At 47.9% G+C, this 26821-nt stretch carries 24 protein-coding genes; 21 read left to right on the top strand and 3 right to left on the bottom strand.

From position 1 onward, the window contains the following. Positions 1-15 precede the first annotated feature (15 nt). The 7 genes from FJQ58_RS11165 (at position 16) to FJQ58_RS11135 (ending at position 7679) form a co-directional block, all read left to right on the top strand. On the top strand, positions 16-885 hold the full coding sequence (locus FJQ58_RS11165; protein WP_420799829.1) for an ABC transporter permease: 870 nt from the start codon (positions 16-18) through the stop codon (positions 883-885). A 12-nt stretch (positions 886-897) separates the two neighbouring features. Further along, a complete protein-coding gene (locus tag FJQ58_RS11160) occupies positions 898-1809 on the top strand; it encodes a carbohydrate ABC transporter permease (protein WP_139993317.1) in 912 nt (303 codons plus the stop codon). Between the two features lie 76 nt (positions 1810-1885). Continuing rightward, positions 1886-3481, top strand: a complete 1596-nt coding sequence (locus FJQ58_RS11155) for a DUF3502 domain-containing protein (RefSeq protein ID WP_139993315.1) — start codon at positions 1886-1888, stop codon at positions 3479-3481. Between the two features lie 243 nt (positions 3482-3724). Next, on the top strand, positions 3725-4486 hold the full coding sequence (locus FJQ58_RS11150) for a sugar phosphate isomerase/epimerase family protein (protein ID WP_139993313.1): 762 nt from the start codon (positions 3725-3727) through the stop codon (positions 4484-4486). 243 nt (positions 4487-4729) lie between these two features. Then, positions 4730-5818, top strand: a complete 1089-nt coding sequence (locus FJQ58_RS11145; protein WP_139993311.1) for a low temperature requirement protein A — start codon at positions 4730-4732, stop codon at positions 5816-5818. Between the two features lie 107 nt (positions 5819-5925). Further along, entirely contained in the window at positions 5926-6564 is a 639-nt protein-coding gene (locus FJQ58_RS11140; protein ID WP_162341439.1) for a ThuA domain-containing protein, read from the top strand. Positions 6565-6689: 125 nt separating this feature from the next. Continuing rightward, positions 6690-7679, top strand: coding sequence for a Gfo/Idh/MocA family protein (locus tag FJQ58_RS11135; protein ID WP_139993307.1), 990 nt, complete (start codon positions 6690-6692; stop codon positions 7677-7679). Between the two features lie 94 nt (positions 7680-7773). On the opposite strand, the gene FJQ58_RS11130 is transcribed toward FJQ58_RS11135, so the two are convergent. Further along, positions 7774-8400: an SGNH/GDSL hydrolase family protein gene (locus tag FJQ58_RS11130; protein WP_139993305.1), complete on the bottom strand. Its 627-nt coding sequence runs from the start codon at positions 8398-8400 to the stop codon at positions 7774-7776. Between the two features lie 337 nt (positions 8401-8737). Here FJQ58_RS11130 and FJQ58_RS11125 point away from each other — a divergent pair, with 337 nt between their 5' ends. Both FJQ58_RS11125 and FJQ58_RS11120 read left to right on the top strand, forming a co-directional pair. Then, complete coding sequence (locus tag FJQ58_RS11125; RefSeq protein WP_139993303.1) at positions 8738-8932, top strand: hypothetical protein; 195 nt, start codon at positions 8738-8740, stop codon at positions 8930-8932. Between the two features lie 883 nt (positions 8933-9815). Further along, positions 9816-10883, top strand: coding sequence for an LLM class flavin-dependent oxidoreductase (locus FJQ58_RS11120; RefSeq protein ID WP_139993301.1), 1068 nt, complete (start codon positions 9816-9818; stop codon positions 10881-10883). A gap of 35 nt (positions 10884-10918) precedes the next feature. On the opposite strand, the gene FJQ58_RS11115 is transcribed toward FJQ58_RS11120, so the two are convergent. Continuing rightward, positions 10919-11674: an alpha/beta fold hydrolase gene (locus tag FJQ58_RS11115; RefSeq protein ID WP_139993299.1), complete on the bottom strand. Its 756-nt coding sequence runs from the start codon at positions 11672-11674 to the stop codon at positions 10919-10921. Between the two features lie 330 nt (positions 11675-12004). Here FJQ58_RS11115 and FJQ58_RS11110 point away from each other — a divergent pair, with 330 nt between their 5' ends. The 5 genes from FJQ58_RS11110 (at position 12005) to FJQ58_RS11090 (ending at position 18319) form a co-directional block, all read left to right on the top strand. Beyond that, entirely contained in the window at positions 12005-12259 is a 255-nt protein-coding gene (locus FJQ58_RS11110; RefSeq protein ID WP_139993297.1) for a DUF3934 family protein, read from the top strand. 208 nt (positions 12260-12467) lie between these two features. Continuing rightward, positions 12468-13430, top strand: a complete 963-nt coding sequence (locus FJQ58_RS11105) for an acetylxylan esterase (RefSeq protein WP_139993295.1) — start codon at positions 12468-12470, stop codon at positions 13428-13430. Positions 13431-13703: 273 nt separating this feature from the next. Further along, the gene (locus tag FJQ58_RS11100) at positions 13704-14840 is read left to right on the top strand and encodes a GGDEF domain-containing protein (RefSeq protein WP_139993293.1); all 1137 of its coding nucleotides are present in this window, start codon (positions 13704-13706) and stop codon (positions 14838-14840) included. Continuing rightward, entirely contained in the window at positions 14812-15903 is a 1092-nt protein-coding gene (locus FJQ58_RS11095; protein WP_162341437.1) for a GGDEF domain-containing protein, read from the top strand. The genes FJQ58_RS11100 and FJQ58_RS11095 overlap by 29 nt, the downstream gene beginning before the upstream one ends. A gap of 49 nt (positions 15904-15952) precedes the next feature. Next, positions 15953-18319, top strand: coding sequence for a putative bifunctional diguanylate cyclase/phosphodiesterase (locus FJQ58_RS11090; RefSeq protein WP_139993289.1), 2367 nt, complete (start codon positions 15953-15955; stop codon positions 18317-18319). A 167-nt stretch (positions 18320-18486) separates the two neighbouring features. Here FJQ58_RS11090 and FJQ58_RS11085 read toward each other — a convergent pair whose 3' ends face one another. Then, on the bottom strand, positions 18487-19131 hold the full coding sequence (locus FJQ58_RS11085; RefSeq protein ID WP_139993287.1) for a GntR family transcriptional regulator: 645 nt from the start codon (positions 19129-19131) through the stop codon (positions 18487-18489). 350 nt (positions 19132-19481) lie between these two features. Between FJQ58_RS11085 and FJQ58_RS11080 the strand changes: the two genes are divergently transcribed. The 7 genes from FJQ58_RS11080 to pruA all read left to right on the top strand — a co-directional run bounded on the left by FJQ58_RS11080 (position 19482) and on the right by pruA (position 26539). Further along, positions 19482-20306, top strand: coding sequence for a transporter substrate-binding domain-containing protein (locus FJQ58_RS11080; RefSeq protein ID WP_139993285.1), 825 nt, complete (start codon positions 19482-19484; stop codon positions 20304-20306). A 22-nt stretch (positions 20307-20328) separates the two neighbouring features. Beyond that, positions 20329-20979, top strand: a complete 651-nt coding sequence (locus FJQ58_RS11075) for an amino acid ABC transporter permease (RefSeq protein WP_139993283.1) — start codon at positions 20329-20331, stop codon at positions 20977-20979. Continuing rightward, positions 20979-21701, top strand: a complete 723-nt coding sequence (locus tag FJQ58_RS11070) for an amino acid ABC transporter ATP-binding protein (protein ID WP_139993281.1) — start codon at positions 20979-20981, stop codon at positions 21699-21701. The genes FJQ58_RS11075 and FJQ58_RS11070 overlap by 1 nt, the downstream gene beginning before the upstream one ends. A gap of 109 nt (positions 21702-21810) precedes the next feature. Continuing rightward, positions 21811-23016 (top strand): ornithine--oxo-acid transaminase, encoded by a 1206-nt coding sequence (locus FJQ58_RS11065; RefSeq protein WP_139993279.1) that lies wholly within the window; start codon positions 21811-21813, stop codon positions 23014-23016. A 48-nt stretch (positions 23017-23064) separates the two neighbouring features. Then, positions 23065-24018: an arginase gene (rocF, locus tag FJQ58_RS11060; protein WP_238403982.1), complete on the top strand. Its 954-nt coding sequence runs from the start codon at positions 23065-23067 to the stop codon at positions 24016-24018. A 27-nt stretch (positions 24019-24045) separates the two neighbouring features. Then, on the top strand, positions 24046-24960 hold the full coding sequence (locus tag FJQ58_RS11055; RefSeq protein WP_139993277.1) for a proline dehydrogenase family protein: 915 nt from the start codon (positions 24046-24048) through the stop codon (positions 24958-24960). Positions 24961-24973: 13 nt separating this feature from the next. Next, positions 24974-26539: an L-glutamate gamma-semialdehyde dehydrogenase gene (gene pruA / locus FJQ58_RS11050; RefSeq protein WP_139993275.1), complete on the top strand. Its 1566-nt coding sequence runs from the start codon at positions 24974-24976 to the stop codon at positions 26537-26539. The last annotated feature ends 282 nt before the right edge of the window (positions 26540-26821 follow it).

The following is a 26821-nucleotide window of genomic DNA, read 5'->3' as shown; positions in this document are numbered from 1 at the left end:
AAAACGCTGCTGCTCATGTGCTTGCCGGCTGTCGCTTTTTTTATCATATTTGCTTATCTTCCGATGCCTGGGCTGTATCTCGCCTTTATTAATTACAACTACTCCGATGGCATCTTCAAAAGCCCGTTCGTCGCCTTTGACAACTTTCGTTTCCTTGTCATTAACGGAGACCTGTGGCGGCTGTCGTTCAATACGGTTGCCTATAACTTGGTATTCATCATCCTCGGGAATGTGCTGCAAATTTTCGTCGCGATTCTGTTAAATGAAATTCGCCGGAAATGGTTCAAAAAAATAACGCAAACGCTGATGTTCCTGCCGCACTTTATTTCTGCCGTACTGATCGGCCTAATCGCTTACAACGTCTTGAGCTATGATTACGGTTTGTTGAACAGCGTATTGGAGTCGCTTGGAATGGAGCCCGTCAAAACCTACTCTGACCCGAAAATATGGCCGTTTATTATCGTGCTAACCTTTTTGTGGCAATCGACCGGTTATGGCTCCATTATTTATTTTGCGGCTATTATGGGCCTGGATAACGAGATTATCGAGGCTTCGGAAATCGATGGTGCCAATGCGTTCCAGCGAATTATCTATATCGTTCTGCCTTGGCTCAAGCCAACCTTCATCATTCTTATGCTATTCTCGCTGGGCGGCATTCTGAAAGGGAATTTTGGCCTCTTCTTCAATCTAGTAGGCGCGAACAATACGGCCTTGTACCCGACAACGGATATTATCGAAACGTACGTATTCCGCTCGCTGATGACGAACTTCAACTTCTCGATCGGAAGCGCCGTAAGCTTATATCAATCCTTGTTTGGCTTTGTTGTCGTCTTGACCGCCAACTGGCTCGTGAAGAAGGCTTCGCCCGAAAACTCGTTATTTTAGGAGGCGTCGACGATGGAGAATTCAGAAGAATCACGCAGCATTCGAACTGACTTTAGCGGAATCGTTGTCAAAGGCTTCGGTTATTTATTCATTACGTTTTTTTCCTTGTGCTGTCTTCTGCCCTTCCTGCTCGTCCTCGGCACTTCGCTTACGGCAGAGGGGACGATCAAGAAATACGGCTTTAACTTATGGCCTCGTGATTTCAGTACGTTCGCTTACAAAATCGTATTTGAGAATCCGGATCTAATTATCGGCTCCTATCTCGTTACGATGGGGATTACGATTGCAGGCACAGCCTTGGGACTATTCCTTGTCGCGATGACGGGTTATGCGCTGCAGCGCCCGGACTTTGGCTACCGCAACGGCATCTCGTTTTTTATCTACTTCACAACGCTATTCTCCGGCGGGCTTGTCCCGTTCTATCTCCTTATGACGCAATATTTAAGCTTGAAGGACAACTACCTAGCTGTCCTGCTTCCCGGGCTGCTCAGTCCTTTTCTAATCATTATGATGAAGAGTTTCGTGCGCTCGATCCCACATGCCATAACCGAATCTGCCAAAATCGACGGAGCGGGCGACTTTACTATTTTTCTAAAGCTGATTCTGCCTATGACAACGCCTGCTCTTGCAACCATCGGTTTGTTTATTGCGCTGGGCTATTGGAATGAGTGGTATAACTCCATGCTGTTTCTGTCGCCCGATATGAAGTATCGTCCGCTTCAGCTGTTCTTGTACAACGTGGTGACTAGCGCTGATTTTATCCGAAACTCGTCTGCGGCTTCGAATGTGCAGCTCAGGGATATGCCGCTGGAATCCATGAAGATGGCGACCGCAGTCGTTGCCACAGGTCCTGTCATCCTGTTCTATCCGTTTGTGCAGCGGTATTTCATCAAGGGAATTACCGTTGGTGCTGTCAAAGGCTGATGTGCCGCAGACCGGAAACGGTCTCTTCCACATAACGGGCCATGCCCGATTCATGAGAACAAAGGGGAGAAGTGAAATGTCCAATTTCAAGAAGGTTTCCGCTTTGCTGATTGCGATGATAATGATCATTAGCCTTGCTGCTTGCTCCGGCAGCAATAACGGGAAGAATGACAACGGCAAAAACGAAGGCAAGGGCAGCACGAACCAAACGGATGGCAACAAAGCGGGCGATACGTCAAAATTTGTGAAGATCAGCTATGTGGTGCTCGGCGACAAGCCAAAGAACGGCCAGTTCGAGAAGGTGCTGGCTGAAGTAAACAAGCGGATGAAAGAAAAAATTAATGCGGAGCTGGAGTGGAAATGGGTAGAATGGGCCGATTGGCAAACAAAATACAACCTGCTGCTAGCATCCGGCGAAGCCATCGACTTGATAACGATCGGTACGGATTGGCTGGATACATGGGGCAATGCTCAGCGCGGCGCCTTTATGAATTTGGATGATTTGCTTCCGGAGTATGCGCCACAAACCTGGAATTCCGTTCCGGAAGAGGATTGGGCAGAGAGCAAATATAACGGGAAAATCGTACTCATTCCGGAAAATGATTATACGCAATGGGTCAATCATGGCTTCTTCTATCGCGGAGACTGGGCGAAGGAAGCAGGGATTAGCGAGCCGATCAAGGATTGGCAAGGCATTGGCAAATATCTTCAATACGTGAAGGATAATAAGGAAGGCGTCATTCCTTGGGATGCGGTAGCTGCGACGAGCACATGGGGAGGTTACGCTTCATCCTATACGGATCAGTTGGAGCTTCCAATCTCGACAGGGTATTTGCCGGTATTTACGACCAAGTCGTTTGACGAGAAATTTACGGTGGTAAGTCCTGTCTTCGAGGATACGTTCTTGCAGTTTGCGACTTTAATGAAGGAATGGGCGGACAAAGGCTACTGGCGTGAGGATGTGCTGAACAACAAAAACGATAACCGCTCAGCGCTTCGGGCCGGGTTGTCAGGGCTTGACCAGCATCATACGCAAACGTTTGGCGGGCTTCGCGTAACGATGGATAAGGATCAGCCAGGCTCTGAGCTGCAAATGTTCCCATTTGCGCGGACAGGCGGAAACAACCTCACGGAGCTATCCATCACGCATGGCGGCACCTCCGTGGGCGCCCATAGCAAAAATCCTGAGCGTGCGTTAATGGCCTATGATCTCATTCGCAATGACGAGGAGATTTATCATCTGATCAACTACGGTTTAGAAGGCGTGCAATATGAGGTGAAAGACGGCAAGCGCGTACAGCCGGAAGGCTATGATGAGGCGAAGGATGCTTTCTATGCCGATTTCTGGGGCGGGCGCGTCGATAAATTTGAGATTCCAAGCGTAACCACATGGGATCAGCTTGAAACGACGTTGTACGCGGAGTATGACAAAATTAAAAAACCGTATCCGTATGGCCAATTCGTATTTGATAAAACACCAGTTGAGGCAGAACTGACAGCGATTACGCAAGTAACAGGAGAGATGGGGCCAGCCATTACTTACGGTAAAGCGGGAGATCCCGCACAAGCCGTTGAGCAGTTCCGCAGCAAGCTCAAAACGGCAGGTTATGAGAAGGTGATGGCAGAGCTTCAGCGCCAAATGGATGCTTACAAGAAGCTGATCGAAGGCTAGCAGTTTAAGGCGGACAGCGCAAGGGGATTTCCGTACATGTCGTGCGGGACTCCTCAAGCGCTGTTTTGTTATGCCGCCGTTCATTTGCTATGTTTGGTCAATTATAATCAATTGCCGGCCTAGGGTTCGTTAACCTCAGTAAAGTAGCCCTCGTATAAGGAGTGATACAATGAGCTTGTAAGCATAATCATAATTCCATCCATTGCAAACGAATTCACATTCTAACCACAAGGCGGCGAAACGATGAATGTATCGAACATTGCAGTTCAATTGTATACGTTAAGAGATTTTTGCAAGAATGAAGCAGATTTGGAGCAAACGCTACGCAAAGTAAAGGGTATGGGCTACGAGGCGGTTCAGGTTTCGGGCATAGGTCCGATTGCACCGGAAACTGTGAAGCAGCTAGCCGATGCAGCGGGTCTCCGTATTTGTGCAACGCATGTCAGCTTTGAGTCTTTGCTGGATGACTTCGAGAATAGCGTACAAAAGCATAAGCTGTGGAATTGCGCTTACGTAGGGATCGGCAGCATTCCAGAGGAGTATCGAAGCAGCGGAGACGGATATGCTGAATTTGCCCGGAAAGCATCCGAGGTAGGCAAACGGCTGAAGGAGCATGATCTGCAATTCATCTATCATAATCATCAATTCGAATATCAAAAGTTTGATGGAAAAACCGGCATGGATATATTAAGGGAAGAAAGCGATCCGTCTGCCTTTGGCTTCGAGCTCGATACGTACTGGGTGCATGTGGGCGGTGTTAATCCAGTGGAGGCTATTCACCAGGTGAAGGGCCGCATGGGCGTTATTCATTTGAAAGATTTGGAAATCATCGATCATCAGCAAGTATTTGCGGAAATCGGCGAAGGCAATCTTAACTTCAAAGCGATCATTGAAGCATGCCGGGAAACTGGCGTAGAATGGTATGTAGTCGAGCAAGATGTGTGCAGGCGCGATCCGTTTGAGAGCTTAGCGATTAGTTTGCGTAATCTGAAGCAATATATTTAACAGCAAGATAGCGCAAGCCACGACTAGAAAACCAGATGCAGCTGCGTCTGGTTTGTTTTTCATTGTGTCCACGGCATTATTTTGGAGAAAAGCATTGACATATATCTTAAATTAATATATCTTTAAATTAAGATATTAAATAAAGGGCAAACTATTTAAGATGAATTATATAAATGATCTACTCGCGCAGCGATCAATACGAGTAAATTAATAATCTAAATACTAGAGAGGAGCCTGATTCGCATGCATGAAAAGAAGGTTACATGGCTGGAGCTGTTTTATGATTTATTGTTTGTAGCGGCGATTTCTAAGGCAACGCACATTTTATTGCATACCGAGCACGGAACCATTTCATTTGAGCATTTGTCCAAATTCATTCTTATTTTCATTCCGATTTGGTGGGCTTGGGTGGGGCAGTCGGTATATAACAACCGTTATGGGCGTGATCTATCCACACACCGGATCTTTATGATCTTACAATTGTTTTTTGTGCTGATCATGACCGCCAGCCTGAACGTCGATTTTGATTCCTATTATGTTCCATTCTTCGTGGGGTATATCGGCTCTAGGGCATTAACCGCGATTCAATATTTGCTCACGCAAAACAAAGAGGTAGCCAACCGGAAGGAAACCGCGCGTTTCTTCGGCACCTACTTCTGGCTGGGCATTCTGCTATCCAGCTTTTCTCTCTTTTTTGACTCGTGGATTCGTTATGCGATTTTGTATGCAGGCATTGCCGTTGATATCCTCGTTCCGTTAATTGGCCGGAAGCATTTGGTGAAGACGCCTATCCATACGGCTCATCTGCTGGAGCGTTTTGCGCTCTTTACCTTGATCTTGTTAGGGGAATCGGTCGTCAGCATGCTTTCTGTTCTTCAGTCGGATGAAATGACGGGCTCTTCGGTCCTTTTTGCCGCAATGGCGTTTGTTCTGGTCATCGGCATCTGGTGGCAGTATTTCGAGAACGTGGAGAAGAAGCTGGACAAGTCAAAGAAGACGGCCGGGCAAACGATCATTTACGGGCATTTATTCATCTATTTGTCGCTAAGCATGATTGCCGCCTCGATTCAGCTTCTATATCTAAACCAGCTGGAATACACGTTTATGCTGATCTTTCTGTTCGGGTCTGTGCTGCTGTATTTGTGGTCTGTAATGTTTGTTCTGCACGCTTACCGCTTTAAGCATCTTCAACCCAGATTTAAAACCGTCATTCTTTTAACAGGCGTTCTAGCAGCGTTGTTTCTGCTGAATCTATTCATGGTCGCCTCTCCACATGTGATTTTAGGTGAAATGATGATATTTTTTATCTTGTTTGCGAGAACGACGGCTTAATCTAAAGGCTTGATGAGACTAGGCCTTAAATTTCGGAAGCGATGGAGGGCAGAAACGTTTATAATCAATAATATCACTATTTAATGTGGAAGCGAGGAGATAAACGAATGAAGGTAGGCGTCATATGTGACGATTATTGGCATCCGGGCCAGATGATTAAAGAAGGTTTGGGTCTGCTTGAGGAGCAAGGTTTTCAATTTGATTACAAGCAGCATGCTTCGGAGTGGTCACCATCATGGATGCAGCAGCAGGATGTTATCCTGTTGGCAAAATCAAATCAAATTTCGGCATCGGATAAAACGCCATGGCTTACGGAAGAGGTTCAGCAAGCTTTCCATGGCTATGTTGAGCAAGGAAACGGGCTGCTCGTGCTGCATGCCGGTACGGTGGGATATCGGGACGAGCCTGTTTTCTATGAGCTTATAGGCGGGGTGTTCCAGCATCATCCAGAGGCTGGCTCCGTTACGATTGATTTTACGGACGTGAATTTGTTAGGCGGCAAGGCAGCTCAAGGATTTGCTGTGCATGATGAGCATTACTTTGTAGAAGTGTTAGAGGAGCGCGTAAACGTGTTTATGACCTCTCAATCAGAGCATGGTTCGCAGCCGGCGGGCTGGTTTAGAGAACAAGGGAAAGGCCGCGTTTGCGTCCTTACGCCTGGACATTTCCTACATGTGCTGCAGCATCCGGAATATCAAATCGCTCTTGCTAATGCTTTGCATTGGTGCGCGAGAAGCGAGCGCTAATTGCATAAGCCTGCTTGCAGCCCAGCTCTGCAAGCGCTTGCTTACTGGATTTCTAGTATCGTTGACTAGTATAATTAGGGACAAGCACTAATTCCAATTAGAGATGTAAAGGAGTGATTGGTTTCATGGCTTTACAAACGATTAAATGGGGAATTTTAGGACCAGGCTGGATATCTTCCAAATTTGCGGCTGATCTGGCTTATGCCGAGGGCGCTGAGCTGGTTGCGGTTGGCGGTAGAAATCTAGAGAAGGCAGAGAGCTTCGCCAAGCGCTTTAATATTCCGCGTGCCTATGGCAGCGTTGAAGAGCTTGCCCAGGATGCGGAGATCGATATCGTCTATGTGGGAACGCTCCATCCGATACATAAAGAGAATGTGCTTGCGCTTTTACGGGCGGGAAAGGCAGTCATCTGTGAGAAGCCTTTCACGATGAATGCGGCAGAAGCGAAAGAAATCATTGATGTAGCGAGGGAGAAGCAGGTATTCCTTATGGAAGCGATGTGGACACGCTTCTTGCCGCCAATTCTCAAAGTTAAGGAATGGCTGGCAGCTGATAAAATCGGCGAGGTTCGTTTGGTGAAGGCTGATTTTGGTTTTGATATCGGCTGGGCGCCGGAGAGCCGCTTGCTTGATCCGGCCCTTGGCGGCGGAGCGCTTCTGGATGCGGGCATTTATCCGGTGTCCTTTGCGTCCTTGATCTATGGCACCGCGCCAGCTAAAATCATGAGCAGTGCCCGGCTTGGCCAAACTGGCGTAGATGAGCAGTTCTCATTGTTGTTCGAATACGAGGGCGGCCGTACGGCAGCGTTAAATGGAGCGGTACAGCTTGGCATGGTGAGCGATGCTTATATTTATGGGACCAAAGGATATATTCATGTGCCGAATTTCTTGTTTGGCAAATCGGCTACCTTACATGCCAAAGACGCAGAGCCTGAATCCTTCGTTGATGACCGTAAGGCTGAAGGCTATGCCTTCGAGGCGGAGGAAGCCATGAAGGCGCTGCGCGAAGGCCGTTTGGAGAGTTCGGCGATTCCGCTGGATGAGACGCTTGCGATCATGAACACGCTGGATACGATCCGGAAGCAGTGGGGCCTCCGTTACCCTGCAGACGAATAAGCGATTCGATTCCATCGCGAAAGAGGAGCAGACTGCCAGGGCGGTCTGCTCCTCTTTCTGGATACCCTTATTTGTATAGAGGCTGGTATGCCAGTTATCCCTTAACCGCTTGCAGCCAAGCTTCTGCGATGAGAGCAGCGCCGGCAGGGGATGGATGCACGCCATCGGGCGCCCAGTAAGCAGGGCCTGTCTGAGCAGCAGCCTGAGCGAATAAACCATCAAGCGGTACGTACAGCGCTTTAAATTCTCCAGCGAGCTCACGTGCCGCTTGAATCTTCGGATCAAGATCTTCGCGCCATTGCTTCTGGCTGTCGTTCACGGGCAGCACAAACGGCTCTACCAAAATGAGATTAGCGTTCAACTGTTCTTTTGCACGGCTTAGCAAGCGGCGATAGGTTGTATAATATTCCTCGGTACTGAGCGGGTTATTGCTGTCATATCGGCGCCAAGTGTCGTTGATGCCAACATAAACGGACAGCCAATTTGGCTTCAAATCAAGACAATCCTCTTCCCATCTCCGCTCCAGGTCGACGACGCGGTCCCCCGATATGCCCCTATTGAGAAAAGTAGCTTGCTTCTCGGGATACTTGCGATTAAACAAAGCGCTTACAAGAAGGGCGTAGCCTGAACCGAGATTCGACCCGTCACTTCGGTTGCGCCCTGCATCCGTGATGCTGTCCCCCTGGAATAAAACAACTGCGTTTTGATCGATTAATGTCATCTTTAAACCTCCAATAGTAGCTAATGATGGTCTTCATAAGATATTACACGGAAGCGGGCAGCCGTCGACAGCCATCACTTCGTCAGCAGATTCATAATAACTACGAATGAGGTCTCCGGTCAATACGATAATTCAGTGAATGGCATGGCAGAACATCGCTGTCGAAAATAGGAAACTATTATAATTGAAATTTCTATTTAAATTTGTGCCTTTTTCCTATTTAATAGAATAAGGAGTTAATATAAAGCATATCATGAATTATATTAATTCTTCTTCATATAATTCTCATAAAAGCTTAAGGTTCTTGCTTTATAATCGAATTAAGGGAGTGATGCGAATGACCTCTTCTTACTTCAATGAATGGCTGGATGAATACAATGATTATATGCGGCTGTACTTACTATTTGGAGATGAGTGCTACAGGGAGCAGGCCGATGAAGCACTAGCTTCGCTCAAGACAATGGCGGCGAGAGCCGAGCGCCACAAAAGCATCGTTTGGAGAGTGATGAGTGATACCGTCCATGCGTATTAATCAGGCAAAAGCTATACAGCTTCACCGTTATCGAGGATCCTAATCGGGTTAAAACTAATGCACATTTAGTTTTAATGCCATTTAGGGTCTTTTTTGTTATAGAGGTTGACCGAAAGAAGTGAAGGTAAAGCGAAGCGGGAAGATCGTTCTGGGGAAATGGAGTATTCGCCTTCGTAGCCGAATTCTTTTCTTAAATGTCTTAGTTAATCCAGCAATCAGGTTCCTACCTATTTATGATTGCTCTTCATTTGCATTAGATGGAATTATTCCCTCTAATCTGAGTGATTTTGGAGATTTGAGGCAATTACATGGAATTCCTCCCTATAATTCTGGTTAATACGATAAAAATGACCTGAAACGGCTGAATTAACGGGAGCATTTCCCTTTATTTCATTTGCTCGGTCAATAACGCTATTTTAGTGGGAGAAATTCCACCTAATTCACAACGAATCTCCAATTGCCCCAACTAAATCACAACCAATCTGTAATCGCACCCACTAAACCAAGGCCATTCTCCAATTGCCCCAACTAAATTGCAACCAATCTGTAATCGCATCCACTAAACCATGACCGTTCTCAATTTGCTTCACCTAAATCACAACCATTCTGCAACCGTGCCCAGTTCGTACCCAGTAACTCATAACCGTTCTGCGTTCGCACCCAGCAAAGGGTTGAAGAGCAACGGAGCCCCGTGAATAGCCTACGTTTGTTCAATATAGGTGGAAATGCTGACACATTGAACTTTTTAATATTCATATAGAATACTATTATAATCGGAATAGTGTGAAAAGGATTGCCGCAAGCAATTCCCTATGCTACTATTGCTTCAATTCAAACAGAAAAGGCAGCTTGCATAATGAATTTTAGTAGGAGGAGTCATACGATGAAATTTGCGCTATTTAGCCTGGTTATGAACCTTCCAAACGCCGTGAATGGAGAAACGCTAACGCCTCAGCAGAAATTTCAAAATGTGATCAAGCAAGCGATGTTGGCGGAAGAGCTTGGTTTTGACGCATATGGTATCGGAGAGAGGCACGGAGCTCCGTTTCTGTCTTCTTCGCCGCCCGTGCTTCTGACGGCTATCGCGGCCAGAACCTCGCGAATTCGGCTGCTCACTACAGTCACCGTGCTCAGTGTGCTTGATCCGGTACGGGTGGCCGAGGATTATGCCACACTCGATCATTTATCCGAAGGACGGCTGGAGCTCATTATTGGCAAAGGCAATGATCCGCGCCATTATCCGCTGTTCGGAATTACGGAGGAAGAGCAATGGGATTCGCTTGCAGAGCGGTATGCCCTGCTAAAACGGTTATGGAGCGAAGAGGAGGTCACGTGGGAAGGGCGTTACCGTCCGGCACTTGAGCGGGTAACGACACAGCCAAGGCCGTATCAGACCTCGATTCCGATCTGGCATGGCAGCGCCTCAAGCACGCTTTCGACAGAGCTGGCTGCAAAATATGGCGAGCCGATTTTTTCCTCCAACAGCTTCCATCCGCAGTCCAAGTACAAAAGCCTAATTGACCACTATCGGGAGAGGCTTGCTTTCTATGGCCATAATCCCAATCAAGCCGTCGTAGGCGCAGGGGCAGGCAGCTTGTATTTAGCTAATACGTCGGAAGAGGCTATTAATCGATACCGCCCTTATTATGATGCATTTCAGGCAACGAGCGCGGCACAGCATAATCAATCGCCTTTTAAGGATCTGGAGGATACCATTAAGAATGGGCCTTCACTGGTCGGCAGCGTAGACCAGGTTATTGGGAAAATCATCGATTACCATCGTGCATTTGGCAATCAGGTGCTCAGCATCAGCGTGGATGGCTTGACGGAGACAGAGCAGCGCGAACAGGTCGAGCGTTTTGCCGAGGAAGTGGCACCTGTGCTGCGAAGGGAAATTCCGAGCAGCGTCTGGGACAACGGTCCAGCGCCGCAACTGCTTACAAACCGTTAGCCTATAGGTATGAAGGGGAGGGGGAGCCAGCTCCCCTATTTGAGTTCAGCATGGCGCCTATTTTCACTCATCCACAGCTCGATAACCTCAGCAAATAATTCCGGCTTCCCATAGCTCCATACATGAGTTCCTCCTGGCACAACGCCACCCGTGCTTTCCGGCACCTGCGCGAGCAGCTTGTTGGCTGCTTGTTTCGCTAATCGGTTTTCTTCTTCGCCAACGAGCACAAGCAGCGGAATGCTGCTCGCAAGGGGAAGCTTGATCTCGCTAAGCATCGTATGCATTCTTCTCACGACATCCGAATTGATTCTCTTCGCGTCACGAAGCAAGGAAGGTTTGTACTGCTCTGGGATCCGATAATTTTTTATCATGGAAGCGGCTATTTTCTCTGGAGACATAAGGCTGTATATGGGGGCGGCAAGCACATTCATTAATTTAGCTGTTGTTTTGCTAATGCCGGCTGCAGTACCGGAAATGACGGCCGATTTAATTTTATCGGCGTGGGAAGCCAGTAAATGCAGCGCTACCGCGCCTCCTAGCGACAGACCGACCACATGCACGGCCTCGTATTTCTGCAAAATCATGCCGACCTGACGGATACAATTGTCCGTGGTCAACAGTCCGGCCTCAGCCGTGCTTTCGCCATGCTCAGGAAGATCAACCGCGATGCAATGCCGGCCGTGCAGCATATGGGCAACACCCTCCCACATTTCACCGCTTAAACCACCGCCATGAAGGAAGAGAATGGTTTCTTTGGCCGATACATCTCCGTATTCACGAAAAAAAAGCATACCGTTACCCTCCTTTTTAAAAATAGTGGTAATTATATCGTATCGCTATATCTTATTTATATTTCTCGAAATGAAACGCGCTGCGCCGCCAGAGGACGCCGAAGGCGTTTTTGCATGCTAATCATCCATATATTTGAATTATAACGGATATTCACGGCCATATTGGCATGTAAATGCAAATTAATATGGAAGGCAAGAATCCAGAGGCAAGATTAATGGTATACTGGTAAGTAATAATAACGAGGAATCAGGTTATGATAGATGCTGCATTCGCATTTTACGAAGTAGATAACAGTTAACTCGCTATAGAAGACATAATGGAGTGATGATATGAGCAGTGCAAAGGGCAAGGGCGGCACGGGCAGAGGCACGGATAAGAAGGGCTGGAACCGCTGGCAGGCCGGGGAGAAGAAGAAGCTGGCGAAGAAGGTATTCGGCAGAAACCAAGGCGCTAAAGGGGCAGACGGCGAAAAATCCGCAGCGGGCGATAAGAATGCCGCTAACGCCAAAAGCGCAAACATGCCGAAGGGCAGCACCTCTTTCAAAGGCGGCAGCGCGCCAAAAGGACGGAACACAGCGAAATAATATTGATGCGCGGGGTAATAAACGAAGCGCCAAACATGCCATCATCTCGCAACTATGCGGGATCGTGGCTTTATTTTGTTTATAGGCTGCTGGTTCCCATGCGAATCTGCAATTTGCTATTCCAATTTTTTCACTTTCTATTAAAATGAAGGTAACGCTTTCAAAGGAAAGCTGTATGTTAATCATTCATTATAATGGAGGGACAGGAATGCCGTTAGTCGATATGTCGTTGGAGCAATTACAGAACTATGAGGGGAGCAGTCCGCGTCCGGCGGACTTTGATGAGTATTGGGATAGGGCGCTGGCTGAAATGCGAGCTGTCGATCCACAAATCGAGCTGATACCGAGCAGCTTTCAGGTTCCCTATGCGGAGTGCTTTGATTTGTACTTTACAGGTGTACGCGGCGCACGCATTCACGCCAAATACATTAAGCCAAGGAATGTAGCGGAACCGCATCCTGCCGTTGTGCAATTTCATGGCTACACCGGGCATTCCGGCCAATGGCAGGATAAGCTGGGTTATGCCGCTCTTGGGTATTCCTTCTTCTCGCTTGACTGCCGTGGACAAGGAGGTTACTCCGAGGATACCGGCGGGGTCAAGGGGACGACATATCAAGGGCATATTATTCGCGGCCTCGATGATCATCCGGATCAACTCCTGTTTCGTCATATTTTCTTGGATACCGCACAGCTGGCAGGCATAGCGATGCAAATGCCTGAGGTCGATCCGGAGCAAGTGATGGCAATGGGCGGCTCGCAGGGCGGTGCGCTGACGATTGCTTGCGCGGCGCTTGAGCCCAGAATCAAGAAACTGGCACCTGTCTTCCCGTTCTTGAGCGATTATAAGCGCGTATGGCAAATGGATCTGGCTAAAGACGCCTATGCGGAGCTGCGTACCTTCTTCCGCCACTTTGACCCGCAGCATAAGCGGGAGGAAGAGATTTTCACCAAGCTTGGCTATATCGATATTCAATTTTTAGCTTCGCGTATCCGCGGGGAAGTGTTGTTTGCTACCGGCCTAATGGATACCGTTTGCCCGCCTTCCACGCAATACGCCGTTTACAATAAAATAACATCTGAAAAAAACATAGAAATTTATCCGGATTTCGGCCATGAGGACCTTCCCGGATTCGCCGATAAGACGATGCAATTTTTCTTGGGCAATAAATGATTTTATGTCGAATAAAACGTTATAAAACGGTAGAGACAGCTGGAACAGAAAGCGATTTCTGTTTTAGCCGTCTCTTTTTTTGTTGTCGAATGAAGTGTTCGGATAGGCGGAAAGTCGTAATCGTTTAAGCTTTGTAAAGGGGAATATTAGGTCTTGGATACTACGGAATATCACATTATTGATTGTTCTGTCGATATATACGCTTTATAATAGAATGATAGGTTGGATAAATATGTGAAAAATAATGAACAACTAGTAAAGTGGTGACTACCGGTGACATTGTCCCGATATAACAATAACAACTCATGGAACCGTTGGGTGCTCTACTTCTACTGGGTATTGTCTACGGTTGTACTGACGATAACCGAATGCATTCATTTAGTCCGATTTGGCGGAAAAGCTTGGCATGAGGGGCCGTTATTCCCTGAAGGCTATGGAAGCGCGAGCTTAAGCATGCTGCTTTCTCTGCTGCTAGCTGAGGTGCTGTATCGTTATATGAAGCGTTATTTTGACTATATACTGATTACAATGGGTCTCGTATATGCAGTAATCGTCATGCTGACCTTTGGGCGGGAAGTCCACGGGCTATACATCGGGCTGGATCTGCCGATCATTGTTGCTTTATTTTATTTTAGCCACAGCCGGCTGTGGTTTGCAGCTGTGCTGACGCTTAGCAGTTATATGGCGTTAAGGGTTATGGTTGAGCCGTTCAAGACCTATACCGGTTTATTAGATTTAATTGCGATCATTGGCATGGTAATGGGAACCAGCTTAGTCGGCTTAGCCATTTTGAAAAGAGGAAATGAGCTGCAGCATGCACTTGAACGAGCGGTCACCTCGGAAATCGAGGCGTTTGCGGATGCTGTAGCTACTCAAAATGCATCGAAATATGACCATTTAACCGGTCTTTATAACCATATTACCTATCAAGAGTATTTAACGGCTTTGATTCAGCAGCACGAGATCTATCAACTGCCGCTGCAGCTGGCGGTACTGGATATCGACAATTTTAAGAGCATTAACGATTCCTTCGGCCACCATGCCGGCGATCTGGTGCTTAGGGAAATGGCCTTGCTGCTTCAGGAGTGCCTTTCAACCGAGGATGTTGCGGCACGATATGGCGGCGAGGAGTTTGTGCTGCTGTTAACAGGGAAATCAACCGAACAGAGCCATCAGCTGTTAGAGAAAATTCGCGAGAAGCTGGCGTCAACCGCTTTTTCGGTCATTATGCACCAGCGGGTGACGATAAGCGTCGGGATGGTGGAATACCAGGCAGGCCAAGGAAAGGATGACTTGTTTCAACGAGCGGACGCTTATCTTTATGAAGCAAAGCGCACCGGAAAAAACAGGGTCGTTTCGCCGCACAGAAAGGGACATGAAGATGCTAGCCAAATTTCTGAGTGCTCCTGAGCATATCTCTAGCTGGAATCAAAAAATTAGAATGTCGTACTGGCTTATTGGCTTGATTACCGTGCTTGCTGTAACAGGGGCCTTTTTCGTCGTAGCCGCCAATGAACCGTACAGGCTAGAGGCATTCATTCATAAACAAGTCATTGTCCGAAACCTGCTGATTGTGGGTACGCTACTTGCTGCGGAGCTGGTTTATCTAATGGTCAGCAAAGCACAGGACTATATTATTATCGCTCTTGGCTCCTGTCTCGGGGCGATAACGCTTGCTTTATCCTCACCGGAAGTTCATGGGGTGCAAATCGTTATGATTTTGCCCATACTTGTTGCGATTCTGCATTTTAATTATGGGAAGGTAGCCTTCGCCTGCGGGATCTCGATGTTCTGCTATATGCTCGTTATCGTGTTTGTGCCCCTTTACAGGAATGAGGTTGCTTATTATCAAAAGGCGGTTGGCTTTTCTTTTATTTTGATTGTTACGCTGGCAGCCCTAGGCATTGTCAATCGGGGCCTTCGAATGATGAAGGAAGAGAAGGAGGCGCTAACCAACGAGAAGAAGCATCGACTGGAGCAGCTTGCCTTGCAAGAGGTTAGCAGAGTAGATGCATTGACGGGACTTGAGAATCACAAAACATTTCAAATCCGATATAGGGAAGCCATGACAGGTGACAGGAAGCATTCCTTTCATCTTGCGATTATGGACATTGATAATTTCAAAGCTGTAAACGATAATTTTGGCCATTCGATTGGGGATCTGGTGTTGCGCAAAGTAGGCAGAGTGCTTAAGGAGTACGCCGGCGAGAACGTTTTGCCCTTCCGCTATGGTGGTGAGGAATTTACCATAATCTTTCGGAATATGGATAATAAGCAGGTTACGGACTGTCTCGAGCGGATGCGGAAGGGAGCGGAAAGGCTTCATCTCCCCGAGCTGGAGGGAAGGGGAGTAACCGTTAGCATAGGGTGCCATAAGCGTGAGCCCGGAGAGGATCGGGATAGGTTATTTCGCTTAGCCGACGAGGCGCTCTATTTGGCAAAGCGCAGTGGAAAAAATCGGATTGCTTGGTGAATCGTCGCAAGTCCCATTTCATTCATACTAAGCGAGGAGGCATCAAGTTTTGAGTGACTATCAACCTGTACTGCTTCTGTTCATATTCATGCTTCCCGTTCTTTATATGATGGATACCTCACTGGTTATTCTGAGGCGCAATCCTACGCATATTGAGAACAGGCTTGCCTCACTTACAACCGCTTTACTCGCGCTTATGATTATTTGCCAATATATTCAGCAGCTTTTGCCTATGGAGCATACGCTTCTAATTTCTGTTTATTTGGTTTACCCGATCTCTCTTGCTGCTGCATGCCTGAGCGTGCTGCTGCATTTCAGGGTGACAAGCAGTTTCCACCGTATGTCTATGGCTTTGTGCAGCGTGTTATCCTTCTCGCCGCTGAGTATCTATTTATTATTGCTGCTATTTAAAGGGCCCTCTTTTTATTTTATAGGGATCAGAGTAGAAGGGCCGTGGAAACAGCCGGATTATGTGACGGGCTTTTTTGTGGTTATCGTGCTTTTCCTATTCATCTCCATTTGCAATATCGGCTTGTGCCTGGCCGCAAGGAAGCGGTCAACGACGGTTCTGCTGCGCAAGCGATATACAGTGCTTTTTAAAGCGAACCTCTATTATCACTTCGCCACCTTTTTTGTCTTGCTCCTTATTGCGATGCTTTCATCTTATATATACATTGATGTTTCGTTTGTCGGCATTGCTTCCGTTATATGGAGTTTCTCCATTCGCCATTTCATGAAATACGACGTACTGCCCTCCGTGAAAAAGAAGTTCGAGCTGCTTTATCATTTATCCCCGACGGCAATCCTAATGCTGGACCGGCACATGCTGTTAAAGGAAGCGAATCCGGGAGCGGTGCGTTTGCTTGGCTACCAAAATGAAGCAGAGCTCAAAAACAAAGCGTTGCTTGATTTTATCGTTGAAGCCGATCGGCTGAATGTGAAAAACGATTACGTTGCAACTTTTCCGCTGCAGAAATGGAGAAATTATGAGGTGTCGATTCGGAACCGCGGAGGTAAGCAACGTCTGATTCTTATGGATACGGAAAGAATAACCGAAGGCGAAGAAGGATTTGTGCTTGCGGTAATCCGTGATATTACCCAGCAAAAAGAGGAAGAGAGGCTCATTCATTTTTTGGCGCATCATGATACGCTGACGAATCTTCCGAACCGGTATCATTTTACGAAAGAGCTGGAAAATTCTTTGCTGGCCGTCAGGGAAAAGAAGTCTTTATTAGGCGTGATGCTGATTGATCTTGACCGCTTTAAGCTGATTAACGATACGCTTGGGCATCAGTATGGCGATGAAGCGCTGGTTGAAGTCGCAAAACGGCTGCTGAATAGCGTGAGCAAGAGCCATTTGCTTGCCCGTCTTGGCGGCGATGAATTTATTATTCTTATTAAAGATGCTTCGGAATACGACGAGATTGTCTCGCTTGCCGAAAATATCCATCAGATTTTCCAGCTCCCCATTACGCTGCAGGGGCAGGATTTTTATTTGGGCGGGAGCATTGGGATCAGCGTGCACCCCTTTGATGACGATACCCCGAACGGACTGATCAAGCGGGCGGATATTGCGATGTACAATGCAAAGCATAGCGGAGGCAATCAATACCGCCTTTATACGGATGAGATGATTGCGCTGGTGCAGCGTGACGTCCGGCTCGAGAAGAACTTGAGAAAGGCGCTTGAGCTTGGGGAGTTTGTGCTATATTACCAGCCGCAGGTAGATTTGGCTAGCGGACGCTTAATCGGCGCGGAGGCGCTGATTCGTTGGAATTCGGCAGAGCTCGGAATGGTGCAGCCGGGTGAATTTATTACGCTTGCGGAGCAAACGGGCTTGATTAATGAAATTGGCCAGTGGGTGATCGCGGAGGCTTGCGAGCAGGGAAGGTTATGGCAAGAGCGGGGCTGGAATGACTTTATGCTCTCGGTCAATGTTTCCTCCAGGCAGTTCATGCAGCCGGATTTTGTCAACAAAGTGGAGGAGACGCTGCGCTCCAGCGGCTTGGAGCCGGGGCGGCTATGTCTCGAAATAACAGAGAGCATGGTCGTCAATAACTTGAATGTGGCCCGAAAAATGCTGGATGAGCTTGTTGCGCTTGGCATTCACATTGCAATTGATGACTTCGGAACCGGCTATTCGTCCTTAAGCGTTTTAAGACAGCTGCCCATTGCAATTATCAAGATTGATCGCTCCTTTATTATGGACATGAACGCCTATGAGAGCGGACTATCGATTGTCAAAACGATCGTATCCATGGGACATGATCTCCAGAAGCAGGTCGTAGCGGAAGGCGTGGAGACTCTCGATCAGCTGGAGCAGCTCAAGCAGCTCGGCTGCGACAAAGCGCAGGGCTATTATTACCATAAACCGTTGCCGCTGCAAGAGTTTAACAAGCTGTTGATCGATAGGTAAAGGCTTTCGATGGGTACGAGAGCAAATAGAAAGACAACGGACCGCACTCTTCAAATAATCTGGCAACAAGAGCGAGAGAGAAGTGATAGGTTTATAGGGTTCGAAAAAAGACCACCCCTAAGCAAAAATGGCTTAGGGGTGGTTCTCTTTGAATAGTACGGCTATTGCTAAAGCATTTCCGTATCGATAATGCGCCAGTGATGCTTCAGCGTGCATTCCAGCTTTTCTTTGTCCTTCGCGCGGAATAATTCCAAAATTCGCCTATGCTCGCCGTTCACTTCCTTTAATACGGCAGCCAGCTTCTGTTTGTCCTCACTGGCATAGGATTGGCGGATGAAGCTGTTTTTTAAGGAGTTTAACGTTTCAATCAGAACCGGATTATCGCATTTTTTTATGTATATGTCATGGAAGTTGTATTGGTCCATATAGTATTCGGTAAAATAGAGCTTGCTTATATCCTCGTCGATTTTGTCGACCAGTGTCTCCATTTCCCTCAGATCCGCCTCCTGCAGCAGATCAATGCACAAGGTAGCAGCCAGTGCATCCAGCACGCCAATAATTCGCGAAAAATCGAGCTTTTTTTTGGGGTCAAACGCCTTTACGGTAAAGCCGCGTCTAGGCAAATAATCGAGAAGATTATCGGACGCCAGCTGAAACAGCGCTTCCCGCGTGGGCGTTCGGCTAATATCCAGCTTTTTGCAGATTTCCGCCTCATTTACCTTTTGGTTAGGCAGCAGCGTGCCGTCTTGAATTTTTTGAGCGATATACTCGTAAACATGATCCTTTAACGATTGGTATTTAGGTGCTTGCATGCTGAAGACCCCTTTTCTACCTTTATAAAGCAAAGGTGATTGCAAATGAAACGGTTTATACCATCTGTACATTGCTTTAATTGTAAACGTTTTATAGTCCTGCATCATTTGTTTTTACTATTTTAACACCTGATCATAAGGTTATACAAGCAAATGTAAGTGACCTGATATGTAATGAAATATGACCGGATCAAGCGTGTGTTAACGAAAGTTAAAAAAAACATTGTACATAGCAAATGACGATGTTATAATTACTAACATCAATTATGTATATTGTATACAGATTTAACTCCGTGTTCATTTCGGGGGCATTTCACACTAAATTAGACAAAGAAATGGGAGAGATGAAAATGAAGAAGAAGCTATCCTTATTACTTATTACGGTTATGGTTGTCCTGACCGCTTGCGGTTCGAACAAAGAGGCAAATTCACCATCGAATCCGGCAAATAACGGTGCAACCGATGCCCCGCCAGCGGAGAAAACGACGCTTATTTTGGGAACAAGCGCGGACTATGCCCCATTTGAGTTTCATAAGACGATAGACGGCAAGGACACAATTGTCGGACTTGATATCGAAATTGCCAAAGAGATTGCCAAAGATATGAATGCGGAGCTGCAAATTCAGGATATGGACTTTGACGGCTTGCTGCTTGCACTGGACACAGGCAAAGTTAACATGGTTATTTCCGGCTTGACGCCAACAGAGGATCGCAAGAAAAACGTTGATTTCTCTGAGATTTATTATTTGACGGATCAAGGCGTACTGGTGAAAAAGGAGCAAGCGGATCAATACAAATCGCTAGATGATCTAGTAGGCAAAAAAATCGGCATTCAAAAAGGCTCGATTCAAGAAGGCATTGCTCAGGAAATCGCTGATGCGAAGCTGACGGCGCTTGGCAAAATTCCAGAACTGATTTTGGAGCTGAAGAGCGGACGTGTAGATGCCATTATTTTGGAGAAGCCAGTAGCCGATCAATATGCGGTAGCGCAAACGGATATTGCCGTATCCGGTGTGAAGATTGAGCAGCCAGAGGAAGAAGCGGGCGTAGCCATTGCCGTTAAGAAAGGCGACCAAGAATTGCTGAACAAAATCGATGAGACGATCGCACGTTTGAAGGCAAGTGGCGAGATTGACCGTTTTGTCGTAGAAGCCAATGAGCTTGTAGGAGAATAAAGAACGGACGGAGTAGTTGGATATGGATTTAAACTTTGGTTCCATGGTGGACTATTGGCCAACATTTCTCCGAGGAGCCTGGGTCACGCTGGAGTTGTCTTTCTTCGGCGTGGCACTAGGCACGATCCTCGGCATTCTATTCGCGTTAATGCGAATATCGCGTTGGTGGCCTGTTAAATTTCTTGCATCAGCATATATCGAAATCATACGCGGCACCCCAATGCTCGTACAAATCTTTATCATTCATTACGGTCTAACGGGGTTTGGCATTAATTTGCCGCCGTTCATATCCGGCGTAGTCGCGCTTACGATTAATAGCTCTGCTTATATGGCAGAGGTATTCCGAGCAGGCATTGAAGCGATCGACAGAGGGCAGACCGAGGCGGCGCGTTCCCTCGGGCTTAGCAGATGGATGGCGCTTCGCTACATTGTGCTGCCGCAAGCTTTTCGCAATATGCTTCCCGCCATCGGCAATGAATTTATTATTATCATTAAGGATTCCTCGCTTATCTCCGTTATTGGGATAGCGGAGCTGATGTACAATGCACGCACCGTCCAAAGCATCACCTTCTCGCCGATGGAGCCGCTGCTCGTTGCATGCGCACTGTATTTTGTTATGACGTTTACGTTATCCAGGCTGCTTGCTGTGCTGGAGAGGAGGCTGAGAAGCTGATGATACGGGTTAAAGGGCTTCGCAAGTCTTATGGCAAAGTAGAGATTTTAAAAGGAATCGATACGGAGATCCGCAAGGGTGAGGTTGTCGTCGTGATTGGTCCGAGCGGCTCGGGCAAAAGCACTTTTCTTCGCTGTTTGAACCGATTGGAACAGCCAACTAAAGGTGAAATTTGGCTCAACGAGCGTGAGATTACGGATAAGCAATCCGAGCTAAATCAAATCCGTCAAGAAATGGGCATGGTGTTTCAGCATTTTAACTTATTTCCGCATATGACCGTGTTAGATAACTTAACTCTCGCTCCGCGCAAATTAAAGAAGATGAGCAAGGAGCAAGCGAGAAAAAATGCAATCGAGCTGCTCCGTACGGTTGGACTGGAAGATAAGGGGGATGCGTACCCTGACCGTCTGTCCGGTGGACAAAAACAACGCGTTGCGATAGCTAGAGCACTGGCGATGGAGCCAACAGTCATGCTGTTTGATGAACCGACATCGGCGCTGGATCCGGAAATGGTTGGCGAAGTGCTGGATGTAATGAAGAAGCTTGCACAAAACGGGATGACGATGGTCATCGTTACGCATGAAATGGGCTTTGCTCGTGAGGTGGGTGACAGACTGCTGTTTATGGATAGCGGCTGTATCGTAGAAGAAGGAGTGCCGCTTGACGTATTTCAAAATCCACGGCACTCGCGCACGCAGGATTTTCTGGCAAAAGTATTGTAGCAGTATGTGAATAATGAATATAACTCCTGGCCTTGGAAGTCCAAACCAGGTTTTTTTACACCAGCATTTGAATATTGTATACAGATTTGAAAGGAGTGTGTTTACTCGCATGGCATCTACTAAATCAACTACGGCTGTGATGGAGCAGTCTGATCGGTATGGCGCACGGAATTATCATCCGCTGCCCATCGTCATCTCGGAGGCTCATGGCGTATGGGTCAAGGATCCGGAAGGCAATCGCTATATGGATATGCTGAGTGCTTACAGCGCGCTTAATCACGGTCACAGGCATCCGAAAATTATCGCGGCGCTCAAGCGTCAAGCGGATAAGGTAACGCTGACCTCACGAGCCTTCCATAACGATTCACTTGGCGAATTTTACGAGAAGCTGGCTCATTACACGGGCAAAAATATGGTGTTAGCCATGAATACGGGAGCAGAGGCGGTAGAAACGGCGATCAAAGCGGTTCGCCGCTGGGCTTACCGTCAAAAAAAGGTGGAGCCGAACCAAGCGGAAATCATCGTCTGTACGGGCAATTTCCACGGACGGACGATTACCGTAACCTCTTTCTCTTCCTCGGAAGAGTATAAACAGGATTTTGGGCCATTTACGCCCGGTTTCAAGCTGGTGCCTTATGGGGACCTGGCTGCGCTTGAGCAAGCGATAACGCCAAACACGGCGGCTTTTCTCGTGGAGCCCATTCAGGGCGAAGCAGGCATTGTGATTCCGGCGGACGGTTATTTATCTGGAGCCTATGAGCTATGCAAGGAAAACAATGTGCTCTTTGTTGCCGATGAAATTCAAACCGGATTTGGACGGACAGGGAAACGCTTTGCGTGCGACTGGGAACAGGTAACGCCAGATGTGTACATTATGGGCAAGGCGCTCGGCGGCGGCGTGATGCCGATCTCGGCGATTGCTGCAAATGAAGATATTTTGGGCGTGTTTGAGCCTGGGTCACATGGCTCTACGTTTGGCGGGAATCCGCTCGCTTGTGCGGTTTCCGTCGCTGCTCTGCAGGTGCTGGAGGAAGAAGGGCTGGCGGAGCGTTCGGAAGAGCTAGGACGTTATTTTGCAGCTAAGCTCTTTGAAATCAAAAGCTCGAGGGTAAAAGAGATTCGCGGCAGAGGCCTCTTTATCGGAGTGGAGCTGGATACGGCAGCTAGGCCTTACTGCGAGCGATTAATGGCTGAAGGGCTTTTGTGCAAGGAGACGCACGACACGACGATTCGGTTTGCGCCGCCGCTCATCATCAGCAAAGAAGAGATCGACTGGGCTTTGGAGCGCATTGCAGCGGTGTTGAACGAGGGATAACAATTAGCGAGATTGCGGGAATAACAGCATAGAGAAAGGGTGTTTGCGATGGTGGCGAAAATGACAGCAGCTGATAATAAGGCGGAGAGGACGGATTCCATGGTTAACAAAAAAATACGACTAATAAGCGTGCCGTTTTGGATGGGCGGGAGCCGTGCGGGTTCGGAGCTTGGACCAGAGAGTATTATTCAAGCCGGATTGGCGCGGCAGATCAGAAGCATGGGATTTGATCTGGTAGGCAATTACGAGGTGAACTGCCCGCGGCACGGGGTGTTGGATCCGTCACAGCCCAAAACCAAGTATCTGCCTGAAGTGAAGGAAATGAGCGGGCTTGTAGGCGAGCAGGTGTACCGCGCGGTGCTCGGTGATGCTTTCCCTCTTATTTTGGGCGGTGACCACAGCATTGCGATTGGTTCCTTGGCAGGCCTGACCGGACACTACAATAATTTGGGCGTAATCTGGTTTGATGCGCATGGCGACTTAAATACGGAGGAAACGACGCCTTCGGGCAACATGCACGGAATGCCTTTGGCAGTCGCTATGGGCTTGTCGAAGTTCAAGCTGTCGGATATTCCCGGCGCGGGACCGCTGATCAAAAAAGAAAATGTCGTCATTATCGGCGCCCGTGATTTGGACCCCTACGAGAAGGAATTTATTCGGAACGAAGGCATCGCTTGCTTCTCTATGCATGATATCGATCGGCTGGGCATGAAGGCGGTTATGGAGAAGGCGATCGAAATCGTGAGCAACGGGACGGACGGTGTGCATGTCAGCTTCGATATGGATTGCATGGACCCTGCGGAGGCTGCAGGCGTTGGTACGCCAGTTCCGGGCGGCATTAGCTATCGCGAGGCGCATTTTGCACTCGAACTGCTGGCCGAGACCGGCCTAGTGACCTCGATGGATATCGTAGAGGTGAACCCCCTTCTTGATGTGGGAATGAAAACCTCGCGGCTGGCCGTTGAGATGGCGACCTCCCTGCTCGGCAAGCGCATCATATAAGGAGACTAACGGGGGATAGAGCAGGTTATGGAAAAAATAATGAGAAGCTTCTTTCTGTCGCTGGCCAAAAGCAGGCGAGTCGGAAATTTGGCGCGCAAATACGGCTTGAGGCTGGGGGCGCGCCGCTTCGTCGCGGGAGTGGAAATCAGCAGCTCGATCGAGGCGGTAAAGCGGTTGAACAAGCAGGGGAAAATGGCGACGCTTGACCATCTTGGCGAGTTTATCAGCGCGAGAGAAGAAGCGGAGCATTCCGCAGCGATGTGTCTACAAACGCTCGAAGCAATTAAAGCTGCGGGAGCTGATGCGAATCTCTCCTTGAAGCTCACCAGCTTGGGGCTGGATCTCGATCCTGCGCTTTGCGAACGGCAGATGAAAGAAATTTTGGCGCTTGCTGGGCAAAACCATAACTTTGTACGCATCGATATGGAAGATTACGCGCATTGCCAGCCAGCGCTGGATCTGTTCTACAAGCTGCGGGGCTCCTATGAAAATGTAGGCATCGTCATACAGGCTTATTTGCGACGATCCGGGCAGGACGTGAAGCAGCTAGGCTCGATGAACAGTAATTTGCGGCTCGTGAAGGGCGCCTACAAGGAGCCGGAGAAGGTTGCTTTCCCGCTTAAGTCAGACGTTGACCAGTCCTTCGTGCAGTTGATTAACCAGCATCTCCTAAGCGGCAGCTATACGGCAATAGCCACGCATGACCGTGCCATTATTGAGGAGACAAAGCGCTTTGTTCAAGAGAAAAACATTCCATCCGGGCAGTTTGAATTTCAAATGCTGTATGGCATTTGCGAGGAACTTCAGGATGAGCTTGTGCGCGAAGGATACAGGGTAAGGATCTACGTTCCTTACGGTGAGGATTGGTTTGGCTATTTCATGAGAAGGCTTGCTGAACGTCCGGACAATGTCTGGTTTGTTTTAAAAAATATGTGGAAGTAAAGGAGAAATGACAATGAAAGACCTGATGATCAAGCCGTTTGCCAATGAGGCGATGACTAATTTTAACGATGAAGGCAACCGTGCTGCTTTTTTGGAAGCCATAGCTGCGGTGCGCTTGGAGCTGGGGAAAGAATATCCTTTGCATATCGGCGGCCATGCGGTCCATACCTCGGACCATATCGTTTCGTTAAACCCTGCGAAGTCCGATGAAATCGTGGGCAAGGTATCGAAAGCAAGCAAAGAGCTCGCAGAGCAGGCGATGAACTCAGCTCTTGCGGCTTTTGAGAGTTGGAAAAGCGTGCCCGTTCGGGAACGGGCAGCCGTGCTTATGAACGCCGCGGAGCTCATGCGGGAACGGAAGCATTATTTTTCGGCGTGGCTGGTTATCGAATCAGGTAAAAATTGGGCAGAGGCCGATGCGGATACGGCGGAAGCGATTGATTTTATGGATTATTACGCGCGCGAAATGGTGAAATTGGCTGAAACGAATGAGCACAAGCCGCTGGTCAAGCTCGCGGGCGAAGACAATCGTTTGATGTACATTCCGCTTGGCGTAGGCATCGTAATCCCGCCTTGGAATTTTCCGCTAGCCATTTGTGCGGGCATGGCAACCGCCTCTATCGTTGCGGGCAATACCATTATCTTGAAACCGGCTTCTACGACGCCTATCATTGCCTATAAATTTTATGAGCTAATGGTAGAGTCAGGCATGCCTGCTGATGTCATGCAATATTTGCCGGGAAGCGGAGCTGAGATCGGCGATTATTTGACGAGCCACCCGAAAACGAGATTTGTCAGCTTTACGGGCTCTAAGGAGATTGGTCTGCGAATCAATAAACTGGCGGCCGAGCAGGCGCCAGGGCAGATTTGGATGAAGCGCGTAGTCGCGGAAATGGGAGGAAAGGACGGGATCGTCGTAGATGAAACGGCTGACATTGAGGCGGCTGCCGATGCCATCGTTGCTTCAGCATTCGGATTTCAAGGCCAAAAGTGTTCCGCAGGCTCCAGAGCCGTCGTTGTGGCAGCTGTCTATGATGAGCTCGTTGAGAAGGTTAAGCAAAAAACAAGCAAGCTTGTCATAGGCTCGCCGGAAGAGAATGCGGCTATTGGGCCAGTCATAGACATCCACTCCTATGAAAAAATTAGAAGAGCCATTGAAAAAGGAAAGAGCGAAGGGCGACTTCTCGTTGGCGGCGGCAAAGGATTGGACGGCGGGTATTTCATAGAACCGACTGTATTTGCTGATGTCGAGCCTAGCGCTTCATTAATGCAGGAAGAAATATTCGGTCCCGTGCTAGCAATTGCCAAAGCGAACGATTGGCAGGAAGCGATCCGAATCTACAACGATACCGAATTCGGGTTGACCGGCTCGTATTTCTCGACAGACGAGGAACGCATTACGGCGGCGCTGCAAGACATGCATTGCGGGAATCTGTATATTAACCGGAAATGTACTGGCGCACTGGTTGGCGTTCATCCATTCGGAGGCTTTAACATGTCCGGTACAGACTCCAAGGCAGGTGGGCATGACTACATGCTTCTATTTACGCAAGCTAAACTAACATCCAGAAGAGTGTAGTTCTATTTTTTACAGGAGTTAACTCTTATAAATGTTATATAAACTAACGTAAAATCGGTGAAATTAAGAGAAACATTAAAATATTATTAAAAAATTATTGTTCATATGAAATATCGATGTTATACTATCTCACGTAGATAGGTATATTGTGTTAAGTATATTGTATACAAATTTTGACGCTTTACCACATACACGACATCGTAGATAAGTCAAAATTGATCAATGCTACTGCGGAATGGGAGTGATGAGTATAGAGATGTCTAGTTGCCGTTTGACTTCTCT

The sequence above is a fragment of the Paenibacillus paridis genome, from assembly GCF_006345825.1.
Lineage (GTDB): Bacteria > Bacillota > Bacilli > Paenibacillales > Paenibacillaceae > Pristimantibacillus > Pristimantibacillus paridis.
The sequence above is the reverse complement of the archived record's forward strand: the minus strand, read 5'-3'. Positions and strand labels throughout refer to the sequence as shown.